Origin of the sequence: Tritonibacter sp. AK171 (assembly GCF_030127025.1) — a bacterium.
Classification (GTDB): domain Bacteria; phylum Pseudomonadota; class Alphaproteobacteria; order Rhodobacterales; family Rhodobacteraceae; genus Epibacterium; species Epibacterium mobile.
Genome location: NZ_CP126134.1, coordinates 1 through 14,193 on the forward strand (window position 1 = coordinate 1; position 14,193 = coordinate 14,193).

Sequence of the window (14,193 nt, forward strand, 5' to 3'; positions counted from 1 at the left end):
ATGACAGACGACACATGGGGTCTACTAAGAAAACGTTTGCTAAAGACGGTCGGGCAGAACAACTTTACAACATGGATTGAGCCGCTTGAGCTGGATCAGGTCGACGGAGGCGTGGCAACATTCCACGTGCCCACCAATTTTATGGGCAACTACGTCAGCCAGAACTTTGCAGATCTGATTCTGCATGAGTTCAACAAATCGGGGGAACCTGTGCAGCGACTAGCCTTCAAGGTTGCCGCAAACTCTCCAACCCGTCCGGTGCAGCCGACGGTGTCCGAAGCTATCGAAGAGCCTACTCCTGCTCCGACAACCATTGTGGATCAGGGGACCACTCAGGAAGGAAGCGCCTCTGTGAAATCGCCGCTGGAAGAACTGCAGGCGGCGCCTTTGGATCCGCGTTTCACTTTCGACAGCTTTGTTGTCGGCAAACCCAACGAACTGGCGCATGCTGCCGCGCGCCGCGTCGGTGAGGGTGGTCCTGTGACCTTTAACCCGCTGGTGCTTTATGGCGGTGTGGGCCTTGGTAAAACGCACCTGATGCACGCCATCGCGTGGGAACTGAAAGAGCGCAACCCGGAACTGAACGTTCTGTATCTGTCAGCAGAACAGTTCATGTACCGCTTTGTGCAGGCCCTGCGTGAGCGCAAGATGATGGACTTTAAACACCTTTTCCGTTCCGTGGACGTGTTGATGGTGGATGACGTTCAGTTCATCGCTGGCAAGGATTCCACGCAGGAAGAGTTCTTCCACACTTTCAATGCGCTGGTGGATCAGAACAAGCAGATCATCATTTCCGCAGATCGCGCACCTGGCGAGATCAAGGATCTTGAGGATCGTGTGAAATCGCGCCTGCAATGTGGTCTCGTGGTGGATTTGCACCCGACCGATTATGAGCTGCGTCTGGGAATTCTACAGACCAAGGTGCAACAGAACCGCAAGAACTACCCGGATCTGAAAATCGCAGATGGTGTGTTGGAATTGCTCGCGCATCGCATCTCGACCAATGTGCGGGTTCTCGAAGGGGCGCTGACCCGTCTGTTCGCCTTCGCCTCCCTCGTAGGTCGTGAGATCGACATGGACCTGACCCAGGATTGTCTGGCGGATGTGTTGCGCGCTTCCGAGCGCAAAATCACCGTCGAGGAAATCCAGCGTAAGGTTTCAGAATACTACAATATCCGCATGTCCGACATCATCGGTCCCAAGCGTCTGCGGTCTTATGCACGGCCGCGTCAGGTGGCAATGTACCTGTGCAAGCAGTTGACCAGTCGCTCGCTGCCAGAGATCGGCCGTCGCTTTGGTGGCCGTGACCACACTACAGTGATGCACGGTGTACGCCGCATCGAAGAGCTCAAGACTATCGACGGGCAGATCGCCGAAGACGTCGAAATGCTGCGTCGTTCGCTCGAGGCGTAACCACAAACTTAGATCGGCAGGCTGCGCCTCAACCCCGCCTGCCAAGAGATCACGGCCCCGGATGCCCACCGGGGCCGTTCTTATTTTGCAAGCGGCAAATCTGATGCATCTTTGACTGTTTTGTGACTTTGTGGGCAGGCATTCCGCTCTGCTCTTGACGCACCTCTCATTCCCTTGGAGAAATCAATAAAAAACCTTGTGTTGAGGGGCAGGAAGGTTAATCTGCCGTTCCGCTCGAACCACATGTTTCCAAAGACTGCCAGCCGAAGAGGATAGAGGGAAATGAAGATCAGCATTGAACGCGCAACGCTTCTGAAGGCTGTGGCCCAAGCGCAGTCGGTGGTTGAGCGCCGCAACACCATTCCGATCCTCGCAAATGTCCTCATCGAGGCCGAGGGCAGTGATGTGATGTTCCGCGCCACCGACCTTGATATTGAGGTGGTCGACAAAGCGCCCGCTCAGGTAGAGCGCGCTGGTGCCACTACAGTTGCCGCCACCACCTTGCATGAGATTGTCCGCAAACTCCCCGATGGGGCGCTGGTGACGCTCAATGCGGATGCTGCGACCGGTCGCTTGACCGTCGAGGCCGGCCGATCGAACTTCTCGCTGGCAACCCTGCCGCGCGAGGATTTCCCGGTGATGGCCACATCGGAGTATCACTCCAACTTCACCGCCAACGCTGCGGTGCTGCGACGTCTGTTTGATAAATCGAAGTTCGCCATCTCCACTGAGGAGACCCGCTACTATCTGAACGGTGTCTATATGCATGTGGCCACCGGCGAGAGCGGTGGTAAGGCCCTGCGCTGTGTGGCGACGGATGGTCACCGACTGGCGCGCATTGATGCGGACCTGCCGATGGGGGCAGAGGATATGCCCGGCGTCATCGTTCCACGCAAAACCGTGGGCGAGCTGCGCAAGCTTCTGGATGATGATGAGATGGACATCGCTGTGTCTGTGTCAGAAACCAAGGTGAGGTTTGCGACGCCGAACATCACCCTGACGTCCAAGGTGATCGACGGTACCTTTCCCGACTACACTCGCGTTATTCCGGTCGGCAACACCCGCCGTCTTGAAGTGGATGCAAGCGAGTTCGCAAAGGCAGTGGACCGGGTCGCAACCGTGTCTTCGGAACGCTCTCGCGCCGTGAAGCTGCAACTGGACGAGGATCGTTTGGTCCTGTCGGTGAACGCACCGGACAGCGGTGCCGCAGAAGAAGAACTTGCTGTAGCTTATAGCGACGAGCGGCTGGAGATTGGCTTTAACGCCAAATACCTCCTTGAGATCGCCAATCAGGTGGATCGTGAAAACGCCGTGTTTATGTTCAACTCCTCTGGCGATCCGACATTGATGCGCGAAGGCAGCGACGAGAGCGCGGTCTATGTGGTCATGCCGATGCGCGTCTGACGCATCATTGGAACGGGCCTGACGGCCCGGCCTCCGGCGGAGGTATTTTGGAAAAGATGAAGGCCCGTGCTGGCACTGACCTCCCTGTTCATGTCTCATTTCCGCTCGCATCTGCGGGCGGATTTGCATTTGGATGCGCGCCCCGTCGCCATCCACGGCAACAATGGTGCGGGCAAAACCAATATCCTTGAGGCAGTGTCTCTGTTTTCGCCTGGACGTGGGATCAGGCGGGCATCCGCTGCGGATATGGCGCGCCAACCGGAGGCTCTGGGCTGGAAGCTGAAGGGACTGTTGCAAACCACCGGTCCGACCTTTGAGGTTGAGACCTCATCAGAAGGTGGCAATGCCCGACAGGTGAAGATCGACAACAAAGCGGCCAGTCAGGTTGCTTTGGGGCGCATTGCGCGGGTGGTCTGGCTCATTCCGGCGATGGATCGGTTGTGGATCGAAGGGGCAGAGGGGAGGCGGCGGTTTCTGGACCGTATCGCGCTCAGCTTTGACCCCGATCATGCCGAGGCGACGCTGGCCTATGAAAAAGCGATGCGAGAACGCAACCGTCTGCTGAAGGACAATGTGCGCGATGCTGCATGGTATCGGGTGCTGGAAGGGCAGATGGCCGAAGCAGGATTTCGCATTCATCAGACCCGTGTAGATGCGGTGTCGCGGCTGACTGCCGCGCAAAAGGAAGCGGAAACCGCTTTTCCGGTGGCGGAGCTACAGCTCATTCAAGCTGAAGGTGAGATGCCCGAAAGTGCTGATGATCTCCGCGCTGCACTGGATGCGGGGCGAATGCGGGATCTGGCTGTTGGGCGGACGTTGGTGGGGCCGCATCGCAGTGACCTGATGGGGGCGTATGCTGCCAAGGGACTACCTGCCAAGGATTGCTCCACTGGTGAGCAGAAGGCGCTGTTGGTGTCGCTAATCCTTGCCAACGCGCGTGCCCTACAAGCCGAAGAAGGGTCCGTGCCAATTCTGCTGTTGGACGAGGTCGCGGCGCATCTTGACGGGAATCGGCGGGCGGCGCTCTATGATGAAATTTACGCTTTGGGGACACAGGCGTGGATGACAGGAACCGGCCCTGAGTTGTTTCAGGAGCTCGGGGATCGCGCCCAGCATTTGGAAGTCATTGACCAGAATGGTTTGAGTGAAGTGGTTCAAGAATGACATTAACGGCTTGGGATCTGGCGATCTATGCAGGCGCGGTATTCGTCCTGTTTCTGACGCCGGGTCCGGTTTGGCTCGCGCTTGTTGCCCGCTCCATGTCAGGCGGATTTCACGCGGGCTGGCCGTTGGCGCTGGGCGTCGCAGTTGGAGACATGTTCTGGCCGCTCATCGCGGTAATCGGGGTCAGCTCCCTCTCGGCAGCATCCGAGCAGATTGCGCTGGTTTTGAAAGGTGTTGCCGTTCTTATGTTTCTGGTGATGGGGATCAGCACCATTCGCAGCGCTGGAACGCCTATTTCGGGCAACAATCGTTTGACCAAACCGGGCGGATGGGCGGGTTTTTTGGCGGGCGTCATCGTGATCCTTGGCAACCCAAAGGCTGCGCTTTTCTACATGGGAATCTTGCCGGGCTTTTTTGATTTATCAGCGGTAACGCCAAGCGACATGGCCGCGATAATCGGTGTGTCTATGGTCGTTCCAATGCTTGGCAATGTGATTTTGGCTGGATTTGTGAGCAAGGTTCGAGTGCTCTTGTCCTCGCCCACGGCGTTGAGGCGGATGAACCTTGGCGCAGGCTATCTGCTGATTGCAGTGGCCTGTATCATTCCCTTCACGTGAGTAGCCACTGTTCCAGATAAGGAACAAGTGCCTCTGCCGGGGGCGGCAAATCGCCATGCTCCATGCAGAACCCCGTGGCCAGCACATGGTTTAAAAAGGCCTGTATCCCCTCGGCCAAAAATTCCGGATTGGCATCGCGGCGCAATGTGCCAGCGGCCTGCATCTGAGAGATCCACCCCGTGAACATCGAAATCTGGCGCAGGAAGCCTTGGGTAACGACCTCGTCTACCTCCGCGCCGGTGGTGCCGGAATAGCGCAGCAGCAGGTCAAAAATCATCCGGTCTTGGGAGATGAAATCCAACAACGGCGAGAGCCGTTGTGCAATCTCGGCAGGCGTGCTCGGGGCGGGTGCGGCGTCCATGTCCTCTATGTGGTGCATCACCTGGGCCCCCAGAATCACCGCAAGTAATCCGTCTTTGTCGCCGAAATGGGAAAAGAACGTTCCCTTAGCGACGCCTGCACGGGCTACGACATCCTCAACCCGCAAGGCAGATACGCCATTGGCATCGATGAGATCCTCGGCAACCGACAAGAGCTTTGCCCTTGTTTCCAATCGGCGTTTTTGTGGCGCACGGGTCATGAGCACATATCTCCTGCACAAAAATAATGACCTCGGTCAATATTATAATTGACCATGGTCATTTATTCAGTCTTTAAGTTGACCGAAGTCACATTTTGCTATGCGGAGCCTCTCATGTCCACGCGAAAGATCATCATTCTGAATGGCCACCCCGGTCAGACGTCACTCAATAAATCCCTCGCGGATCAATATCTGCAGGCGGCAGAAAAAGCCGGTCACGAGGTGCGCTATCACGACCTGTCGCAAATGCAGTTTGATATGGATTTTGGTCAAGGAGGCTATCAAAATACAAAACCACTGGAGGTCGATCTGCAGAACTTTGTGTCGGATTTGCAGTGGGCCGAACATCTGGTCCTCACCACGCCGCTGTGGTGGGGTGCGTTCCCGGCAAAGCTCAAAGGGTTGTTTGATCGCGCGCTTTTGCCGGGACAGGCTTTTGATACCCGGAACACCTCTGCATTGGGTTTGCCTGCACCCATGCTGTCAGGAAAAACCGCGCGTGTGCTGATGACGTCAGATACACCTGCATGGTTTCTGCGGCTCTCTTACGGCAACGCGATCAAGAAAATCCTATCGCGGCAAATCCTCGGTTTTGTCGGGATTAAACCGGTGCGCTACACCGGTTTCGCCCCAGCGTCAGAACCTAAGCCGGGGCAGGTGGAAAACTGGCAGAAAACAGTGGCAGAACTTGGTCGAGCCGCTGCGTGATTCTGCCAAGAAAAAAGGGGGGTTGCGCGTGACATCCCCCCCCGGAACGCGTATAAAATCCGAAAGCAAGAATAGGATGACGTGAATGTCCGAAAACGAGCAAGCTCCGACAGAATATGGCGCAGATTCCATCAAAGTTCTCAAGGGGTTGGAGGCCGTGCGTAAACGGCCCGGCATGTACATCGGCGACACCGACGACGGCTCCGGTCTGCACCACATGGTCTATGAGGTTGTGGACAACGGTATCGACGAGGCGCTGGCGGGACATGCGGACCGTGTAACGGTCACAATCCACGCGGATTCCAGCGTTTCAGTAAGCGATAACGGACGCGGTATCCCGGTCGACATTCACGCTGAGGAAGGCGTCTCTGCGGCCGAGGTCATCATGACCCAGCTCCACGCGGGCGGGAAATTTGACAGCAATTCCTACAAGGTTTCTGGCGGTCTGCACGGGGTGGGTGTTTCGGTTGTGAACGCGCTCTCTGATTGGCTGGAACTACGTATCTGGCGCAACGGCAAAGAACACGTGGCGCGTTTTGAACGCGGTGACACGGTGAAGCATTTGACCGTTGTGGGGGACTGCGGTGATCGCACGGGAACCGAAGTGCGCTTCCTTGCCTCGACCGATACGTTCTCCAACCTCGAATATTCCTTCGAGACGCTGGAAAAGCGTTTGCGGGAACTGGCTTTCTTGAACTCTGGCGTGCGTATTGTTGTTACGGACGAACGCCCGGCAGAGCGGCTTGAGAGTGAGCTGTTCTATGAGGGCGGCGTCAATGAGTTCGTCAAATATCTTGACCGCTCAAAGACACCGGTGATGGACGCGCCGATCTACATTAAAGGCGAAAAAGACGACATCGGCATCGAGATCGCTATGTGGTGGAATGACAGCTACCATGAGACGGTGCTGCCCTTTACTAATAACATTCCCCAGCGCGACGGTGGTACCCATGTGGCGGGCTTCCGCGGTGCACTGACCCGCACCATCAACAACTATGCACAATCCTCTGGGATTGCCAAAAAGGAAAAGGTCTCCTTCACTGGCGATGATGCGCGCGAAGGTCTGACCTGTGTGCTGTCGGTAAAAGTGCCGGACCCGAAATTTTCCTCTCAGACCAAAGATAAGCTTGTCTCTTCCGAGGTACGCCCGGTGGTTGAGAGCCTGATGGGCGAAAAACTCGCCGAGTGGTTTGAAGAAAACCCCAATGTTGCCAAACAGGTGGTCGGCAAGATCATCGAGGCCGCACTGGCCCGCGAAGCGGCGCGCAAGGCCCGTGAACTCACCCGCCGCAAAACCGCAATGGACGTGAATTTCCTTGCAGGTAAGCTCAAGGATTGTTCCGAGAAAGACCCCTCAAAGACCGAAGTCTTCCTCGTCGAGGGTGACTCTGCGGGTGGCTCTGCGCAAACCGGACGCGACCGTCAGACGCAGGCCATCCTGCCCTTGAAAGGTAAGATCCTCAACGTGGAGCGCGCCCGATTTGACCGGATGCTTGGTAGCCAAGAGATTGGCAACCTTGTGATGGCGCTTGGCACCGGTATTGGGCGCGATGAATTCAACATCGAGAAGCTGCGCTACCACAAGATCGTCATCATGACTGACGCGGACGTCGATGGTGCGCACATCCGGACACTCCTCCTCACCTTCTTCTACCGCCAGATGCCGGAGCTGATTGAAGGGGGCTATCTCTATATCGCGCAGCCGCCGCTTTACAAAGTGAGCCGTGGCAAGTCCGAAGTCTACCTGAAGGATCAGGCGGCGATGGAGGAATACCTTATCAATCAAGGGGTTGATGGAGCCATCCTGCGCCTCGGAGATGGATCTGAGATCGCTGGTCAAGACCTGACCCGCGTGGTGGATGAGGCGCGCCGTCTGAATCGTCTTCTGGATGCGTTCCCGACCCATTATCCGCGTCATATCCTTGAGCAGGCCGCGATTGCAGGCGCGTTTGTGCCTGGTGCTGTGGACAGCGATCTGCAGGGCGTCGCCGATAAAGTTGCAACCCGCCTTGACCTGATTGCGCTGGAATATGAGCGCGGCTGGCAAGGGCGGATCACGCAGGATCACGGCATTCGTCTGGCACGTATCTTGCGCGGTGTGGAAGAGGTCCGCACGCTGGATGGGCCGATGCTGCGCTCTGGTGAAGCGCGCAAGACAGGCAGCTTCACCAAATCCTTGCAAGAGATCTATGGTGCACCGGCCGTGCTACACCGCAAGGATCGCCAGCAAGCTATTTACGGACCGCTTGATCTGCTGAAGGCCATTCTGGAAGAAGGCGAAAAGGGTCTGACGTTGCAGCGTTACAAAGGTCTGGGCGAGATGAACCCGGATCAGCTGTGGGAGACCACATTGGACCCGGATGCCCGGACCCTGTTGCAAGTGCGCGTGGACGATATGATCGAAGCGGATGATCTCTTCACCAAACTGATGGGTGACGTGGTTGAGCCGCGCCGAGAGTTCATTCAGAAAAACGCACTGAGCGTGGAAAATCTGGACTTCTAAAGCAGCCCTTCGGAGCGAAAAGACAACTCGTCCGAGGCCCCGATGATCAAGTGGTCATGTAAAGTGATGCCAAGCGCGTCCAGTGCGGCCTCTACCTTGCGGGTCATCGCAATATCTGCCTGCGAGGGCGTGGGGTCGCCTGAAGGGTGATTGTGCACTAAAATCAGGGCGCTGGAATTGAGTTCCAGCGCCCGTTTTGCAACCTCGCGCGGATATACAGGCACATGATCGATCGTGCCGCGTCCTTGTTCTTCATCTGCGATCAGGACGTTTTTACGATCCAGATAGAGCACTCGGAACTGCTCGGTCTCGCGATGGGCCATAGCAGTGTGGCAATAGTCCAATAGCGCGTCCCAGCTTGCTATCACTTGCCGCTGCATCACCTTTGCGCGTGCCATGCGCTGCGCGGCGGCCTCGAGGATCTTGAGATCGCAGATCACCGCCTGACCGATGCCCTGCACCTCTGATAACCGTTCTGGCGAAGCGGATAGCACGCGATTAAAGTCGCCAAACTGTGTCAGCAACTGATGCGCCAAGGGTTTAACATCTCTGCGTGGGATGGAGCGAAACAGGATCAATTCAAGGAGTTCATAGTCAGGCAATGCGGCAGCCCCCCCGCTCATGAAGCGGGCGCGCAGGCGGGCGCGATGATCCTTGATGTAGGATGGCAGGCGACCCTGTGGCACTGGAAGGGCAGGGGCTTCATCACTATCCCCAACCCGCTCCCCAAAGAGGGGCAGCATCTGTTCCTCAAAGCGGCCCGATTTTCCCATACTGCCATCGTGTGGCCATTTTGGTTATCGAGGCGTTAATATGCGGGGCCCGGATCGTGAGGCTAGCAAAAAGAAAAACGCCCCGAAGGGCGTTTTGCTGGTTGAGACGGGCCCGGAGGCCCGTCGGTTGTTGGGCCGAGATCAGCCCTTCATGCCGTCCCAGAAGCTTTTGACCGAGGAGAAGAAGCTGCGGGTTTCAGGGTTGGTGTTTTCCTCTGAAATCTCGTCAAACTCCTTCAGGATCTCCTTCTGGCGAGGGGTCAAGTTGACCGGGGTTTCCACCGCAAGCTCGATGAACATGTCACCGGTTCCTCCGCCCCGTAGCGCGGGCATGCCCTTGCCTCGCAAACGCATCTGGCGTCCAGACTGGCTGCCTTCGGGGATCTGTACACGGCCTCGGCCCCCGTCGATGGTGGGAACCTCTATGGCACCGCCCAGCGCTGCTTTGGCCATGGAAACCGGCACGCGGCAGTGGAGATTGTTGCCTTCACGCTCAAACAGCTCGTGGCGCGCGACCTCAATAAAGATATAAAGGTCGCCCGGAGGGCCACCGCGCAGGCCTGCTTCACCTTCACCGGCAAGGCGGATGCGCGTGCCGGTTTCCACACCTGCCGGGATGTTCACGGAAAGCGAGCGATCCTTTTCAACCCGGCCATGACCGTGGCAGGTCTTGCAGGGGTTTTTGATCATCTGACCGAGGCCGGAGCAGGTCGGACAGGTGCGTTCAACCGTGAAAAAGCCCTGCTGTGCGCGCACTTTACCCATCCCCGAACAGGTCGGGCATGTCGTCGGCTCTGCGCCGCCCTCCGCACCGGTGCCGTCACAGGACGTACAGCTGACCGAAGTCGGCACGTTAATGGTCTTGTGCAGCCCGGCAAACGCCTCTTCCAGGGAGAGGCGCAGGTTGTAGCGCAGATCTGCCCCGCGGGTTGCCCGTTGCCGTGCGCTGCCGCGGCCACCGCCACCACCCATGAAGTCGCCAAAGAGATCATCGAAGACATCGGAGAAGGCAGAGGAGAAATCTCCTCCGGGATGCCCACCTGCGCGACCGCCGCCACCACCCATGCCGTTTTCAAATGCGGCATGGCCATAGCGATCATAGGCGGCCTTGCGCTCTGGATCTTTTAGAACGTCATAGGCTTCATTGGCTTCTTTGAACTGTGCTTCTGCGTCTGGATTGTCCGCGTTGCGGTCCGGATGCAGTTCCTTGGCTTTCTTGCGAAAGCCTTTCTTGATTTCGTCGGCGCTTGCCCCCTTAGAGACACCGAGCACCTCGTAATAGTCACGTTTTGACATCGGAATATCCCTTCTGCCTCAACGAAAGAGGGCCGGTCCGGGGTCGGACCGGCCCATCTTTGGCCAAGGTGCAGCCTTAGCGCTTGTTGTCGTCCAGATCCTCAAACTCGGCATCGACGATGTCGTCGTCGGACCCTGCAGAGGAACCTTCGTCAGCGGCGGTCGGCTCGTCAGAGTCGCCGTCTTCGGCCTGAGCCTTATAGATCGCCTCGCCAAGACGCATAGCAGCCTCGGTGACGTTCTGGATGCCGGATTTGATTTTCTCGGCATTGGCTTTATCGCCCTCGAGGTCGTCCTTGAGCGCGGCAATGGCCAGTTCGATCGCCTCAATCGTGGAGGGGTCAACCTTGTCGCCGTGATCCTCGATGGATTTCTCGGTCGAGTGGATCAGGCTTTCGGCCTGGTTGCGTGCTTCAATGAGCTCACGACGTTCCTTGTCCGCCTCGGCATTGTCCTCGGCGTCCTTGACCATCTTTTCGATGTCCTCGTCAGAGAGACCGCCAGATGCCTGAATGGTGATGTTCTGCTCTTTACCAGTGCCTTTGTCCTTGGCAGAGACCGAGACGATACCATTGGCGTCGATGTCGAAGGTCACCTCGATCTGTGGCATGCCACGCGGTGCGGGCGGGATGTCTTCGAGATTGAACTGACCGAGCATCTTATTGTCGGCCGCCATCTCGCGCTCACCCTGGAACACGCGAATGGTCACAGCATTCTGGTTGTCTTCGGCAGTGGAGAAGACCTGCGACTTTTTTGTCGGGATGGTGGTGTTGCGGTCGATCAGACGGGTGAAGACACCGCCGAGGGTCTCGATGCCCAGGGACAGCGGGGTCACGTCGAGAAGAACAACATCCTTCACGTCGCCTTGCAGAACACCGGCCTGAATGGCGGCACCCATGGCAACCACTTCGTCAGGGTTCACACCCTTGTGGGGTTCCTTGCCGAAGAATTTGGTCACCTCTTCGATGACTTTCGGCATGCGGGTCATACCACCGACCAGAACAACCTCGTCGATGTCGGACGCGGACAGGCCAGCATCCTTCAGCGCGGCGGCGCAAGGCTTCATGGAGTTCTTGATCAGGTCGCCAACGAGGGTCTCCAGCTTCGCGCGGGTCAGCTTCATCACCATGTGAAGCGGCTGGCCGGTCGAGGAATCCATCGAGATGAACGGCTGGTTGATCTCGGTCTGGCTGGAGGAGGACAGCTCGATCTTGGCTTTTTCGGCCGCCTCTTTCAGGCGCTGCAGCGCCATCTTGTCTTTGGTCAGATCAACGCCGTGCTCTTTTTTGAACTCATCCGCGAGGTAGTTCACGATGCGCATGTCGAAGTCTTCACCGCCGAGGAACGTGTCACCGTTGGTGGATTTCACTTCAAACAGGCCGTCGTCGATCTCGAGGATGGTAACGTCAAAGGTACCGCCACCAAGGTCATAGACTGCGATGGTCTGAGTTTCGGCTTTGTCGAGGCCATAGGCAAGCGCAGCCGCGGTCGGCTCGTTGATGATGCGCAGCACTTCGAGACCGGCAATCTTGCCGGCGTCTTTGGTGGCCTGACGCTGGGCGTCGTTGAAGTACGCTGGAACGGTGATGACCGCTTGCGTCACTTCTTCACCAAGATAGCTCTCAGCGGTTTCTTTCATCTTACCGAGGATGAAAGCGGAAATCTGGGAGGGGGAGTACTTCTCGGATTTGGCTTCTACCCAAGCGTCGCCATTACCGCCGTCAATCACGTTGAACGGCAGGTTCTTTTTGTCTTTGGCGAGGTCGCTGTCGTCGAACCGGCGACCGATGAGGCGCTTCACACCAAAAATGGTGTTGTCCGGGTTGGTCACGGCCTGACGTTTTGCAGGCTGGCCAACAAGGCGCTCTTCATCGGTGAAGGCGACGATGGAGGGGGTGGTGCGTGCACCTTCTGCGTTCTCAATCACGCGGGGCTGAGAGCCGTCCATGATGGCGACGCAGGAGTTGGTGGTACCGAGGTCAATCCCGATCACTTTGCTCATTGTGTTCGATCCCTTTTACTTCACAAGGCGATTACCCGAAGCCGAAACCCGTTTTGGCATTCCGGCCCCGATTCAGTTGCGATAGGGTCTGCACCCGACCGCTTCCCGGCGTATATAGGGAGCGAAAATCACCCCTGCAACCGCGCGATTGCCCAGTCATAGGCAATTATGGGCGGTTTTGCGACAAACAGAGTGAAGATTGGGTAAATGGCACGGCTCAAGGTGCGCGGATTCGAAATTCACAAGGGTTTTCTCGCCGCCGAAGCGCAGCGGGAGTTGATTCAAGCGTTGCGCCCGGTGCTGCGTGCAGCGCCTTTGTTTTCGCCAGAAGTCCCCGGGGGCGGTCAGATGTCGGTTCGCATGACCTCTGCTGGTGCCTTTGGATGGTTCAGTGATAAAAGCGGGTATCGGTACGCAGACCGCCACCCTTCGGGGCAGGTATGGCCGGAGATTCCGGCCGAAGTCCTGAAAATCTGGACTGCGCTCATTGACCGGGATCGAATGCCGGATTGCTGTCTGTTCAACTATTATGGCGAGGGCGCTCGCATGGGCCTGCATCAGGACAAAGACGAGGCGGATTTTTCCTATCCGGTGGTGTCGATATCTTTGGGTGATGACGGCTTGCTGCGTGTTGGGGGCACGTCACGCAAAGAGAAGACGGAATCGATCTGGCTCAACTCTGGCGACGTTGTGGTAATGGGAGGGGATGCGCGTCTGGCCTATCATGGGGTGGATCGCATTCGGTTTCGCTCCTCCCGACTATTGCCGAAAGGTGGTCGCGTGAATCTCACATTGAGAGTCGTGACCTGAGCGGCAAGGCGCGTATATCAGCGCTTTGCACCCCAACTGAGCGACACCGAACGGCGTGTGTAAAACTCGCCCATAAGCCCCAGCACAAGGAAGATAAGTGTGAGCCACACGGTATATTCCCACCATGTGACGTGAGGGTTGTAGTTTATAAAAATATAGCCACGCGCCTGATCGATCGTGTGAAACAGCGGATTCCAGATGAACATTGGCAACATGTATCCGGGGAGCGTGTTTGCCAAAACCATTTTTCCTGAAAACAACATGTTAGAGCGCTGATAGATCGTGGAGATGATCCCAATTGCTCCCGGCAGCCAGGGTTTCAATACATAAAGAACCAGCCCGATTGCCGCGCCAGAGGCCCATGACAGGAGCATCATTCCAAACGCCGGAATGGGCTCCTCGATATGGATCGGGGTAAAGGCCACGTGGTAGGCAAACAGAATGATCAGCATCGACAACACCTGTAGATACAGCGCCCCAAGCGCAGCTGACAGGATGGCGATCGTGGTGTTCATCGGGGCGTGCTGCATCATCGGGCTTGATGCCCCTTCTGCCCCCACGACCGCACCCACTGTTTTGGTATGGGTCATGAACAGGAATACGCCAGACATCATGTAAAGGAGGAAGTCGCCGCGGATCGCAGCGCCTTTGATGCCCATCACAGTGAACATGAAGTAGAAGAACATCACAAACATCACCGACTGGACGATATTTGTGCCGAGGGCCATGAATGCGTTGTTATGTTTCGACCGGACACTCCTCACCACCGAGTGAAAGACAACTTCACTCAGCGTGATGGCGCGTGAAAGCGACGATTTATCGGTACGATAACGAAACATGGCCTCAGGATTCAGCAGTATGTGGCTTATTCTCGCATGGATTTCTTGCTGATCCATTGCGAAGTAAGCATAAGAAGCGCAAAT

General features: G+C 56.9%; 12 protein-coding genes. 7 read left to right on the top strand and 5 right to left on the bottom strand.

Annotated elements, in window-relative coordinates; all coding sequences use genetic code 11:
* The 4 genes from dnaA to QNI81_RS00020 all read left to right on the top strand — a co-directional run bounded on the left by dnaA (nucleotide 1) and on the right by QNI81_RS00020 (nucleotide 4,598).
* Nucleotides 1–1,413 (top strand): chromosomal replication initiator protein DnaA, encoded by a 1,413-nt coding sequence (dnaA, locus tag QNI81_RS00005; RefSeq protein ID WP_065321455.1) that lies wholly within the window; start codon nucleotides 1–3, stop codon nucleotides 1,411–1,413.
* A 282-nt stretch (nucleotides 1,414–1,695) separates the two neighbouring features.
* The gene (dnaN, locus tag QNI81_RS00010) at nucleotides 1,696–2,817 is read left to right on the top strand and encodes a DNA polymerase III subunit beta (protein WP_005608833.1); all 1,122 of its coding nucleotides are present in this window, start codon (nucleotides 1,696–1,698) and stop codon (nucleotides 2,815–2,817) included.
* 66 nt (nucleotides 2,818–2,883) lie between these two features.
* Complete coding sequence (gene recF, locus QNI81_RS00015; RefSeq protein WP_283966976.1) at nucleotides 2,884–3,981, top strand: DNA replication/repair protein RecF; 1,098 nt, start codon at nucleotides 2,884–2,886, stop codon at nucleotides 3,979–3,981.
* Nucleotides 3,978–4,598 carry a LysE family translocator gene (locus tag QNI81_RS00020; RefSeq protein ID WP_283966977.1) on the top strand — a complete coding sequence of 207 codons (621 nt, stop codon included), beginning with the start codon at nucleotides 3,978–3,980 and terminating at the stop codon, nucleotides 4,596–4,598. Before recF ends, QNI81_RS00020 begins: the two co-directional genes overlap by 4 nt.
* On the opposite strand, the gene QNI81_RS00025 is transcribed toward QNI81_RS00020, so the two are convergent.
* Nucleotides 4,591–5,178, bottom strand: coding sequence for a TetR/AcrR family transcriptional regulator (locus tag QNI81_RS00025; RefSeq protein ID WP_283966978.1), 588 nt, complete (start codon nucleotides 5,176–5,178; stop codon nucleotides 4,591–4,593). The genes QNI81_RS00020 and QNI81_RS00025 overlap by 8 nt on opposite strands.
* A gap of 114 nt (nucleotides 5,179–5,292) precedes the next feature.
* Between QNI81_RS00025 and QNI81_RS00030 the strand changes: the two genes are divergently transcribed.
* Nucleotides 5,293–5,886, top strand: a complete 594-nt coding sequence (locus QNI81_RS00030; protein ID WP_283966979.1) for an NAD(P)H-dependent oxidoreductase — start codon at nucleotides 5,293–5,295, stop codon at nucleotides 5,884–5,886.
* Nucleotides 5,887–5,971: 85 nt separating this feature from the next.
* Entirely contained in the window at nucleotides 5,972–8,389 is a 2,418-nt protein-coding gene (gene gyrB / locus QNI81_RS00035; RefSeq protein ID WP_283966980.1) for a DNA topoisomerase (ATP-hydrolyzing) subunit B, read from the top strand.
* Here gyrB and radC read toward each other — a convergent pair.
* The 3 genes from radC to dnaK all read right to left on the bottom strand — a co-directional run bounded on the left by radC (nucleotide 8,386) and on the right by dnaK (nucleotide 12,460).
* Nucleotides 8,386–9,162, bottom strand: coding sequence for a RadC family protein (radC, locus tag QNI81_RS00040; protein ID WP_283966981.1), 777 nt, complete (start codon nucleotides 9,160–9,162; stop codon nucleotides 8,386–8,388). The genes gyrB and radC overlap by 4 nt on opposite strands.
* A gap of 141 nt (nucleotides 9,163–9,303) precedes the next feature.
* A complete protein-coding gene (gene dnaJ / locus QNI81_RS00045; RefSeq protein ID WP_283966982.1) occupies nucleotides 9,304–10,458 on the bottom strand; it encodes a molecular chaperone DnaJ in 1,155 nt (384 codons plus the stop codon).
* 76 nt (nucleotides 10,459–10,534) lie between these two features.
* A complete protein-coding gene (dnaK, locus tag QNI81_RS00050; RefSeq protein WP_009177440.1) occupies nucleotides 10,535–12,460 on the bottom strand; it encodes a molecular chaperone DnaK in 1,926 nt (641 codons plus the stop codon).
* 207 nt (nucleotides 12,461–12,667) lie between these two features.
* On the opposite strand from dnaK, the gene QNI81_RS00055 reads away from it, so the two are divergent.
* The gene (locus QNI81_RS00055) at nucleotides 12,668–13,270 is read left to right on the top strand and encodes an alpha-ketoglutarate-dependent dioxygenase AlkB family protein (RefSeq protein ID WP_283966983.1); all 603 of its coding nucleotides are present in this window, start codon (nucleotides 12,668–12,670) and stop codon (nucleotides 13,268–13,270) included.
* 17 nt (nucleotides 13,271–13,287) lie between these two features.
* Here the strand turns inward: QNI81_RS00055 and QNI81_RS00060 are convergent, their stop codons facing one another.
* Complete coding sequence (locus QNI81_RS00060) at nucleotides 13,288–14,109, bottom strand: ABC transporter permease (protein WP_065325478.1); 822 nt, start codon at nucleotides 14,107–14,109, stop codon at nucleotides 13,288–13,290.
* Nucleotides 14,110–14,193 lie beyond the last annotated feature (84 nt).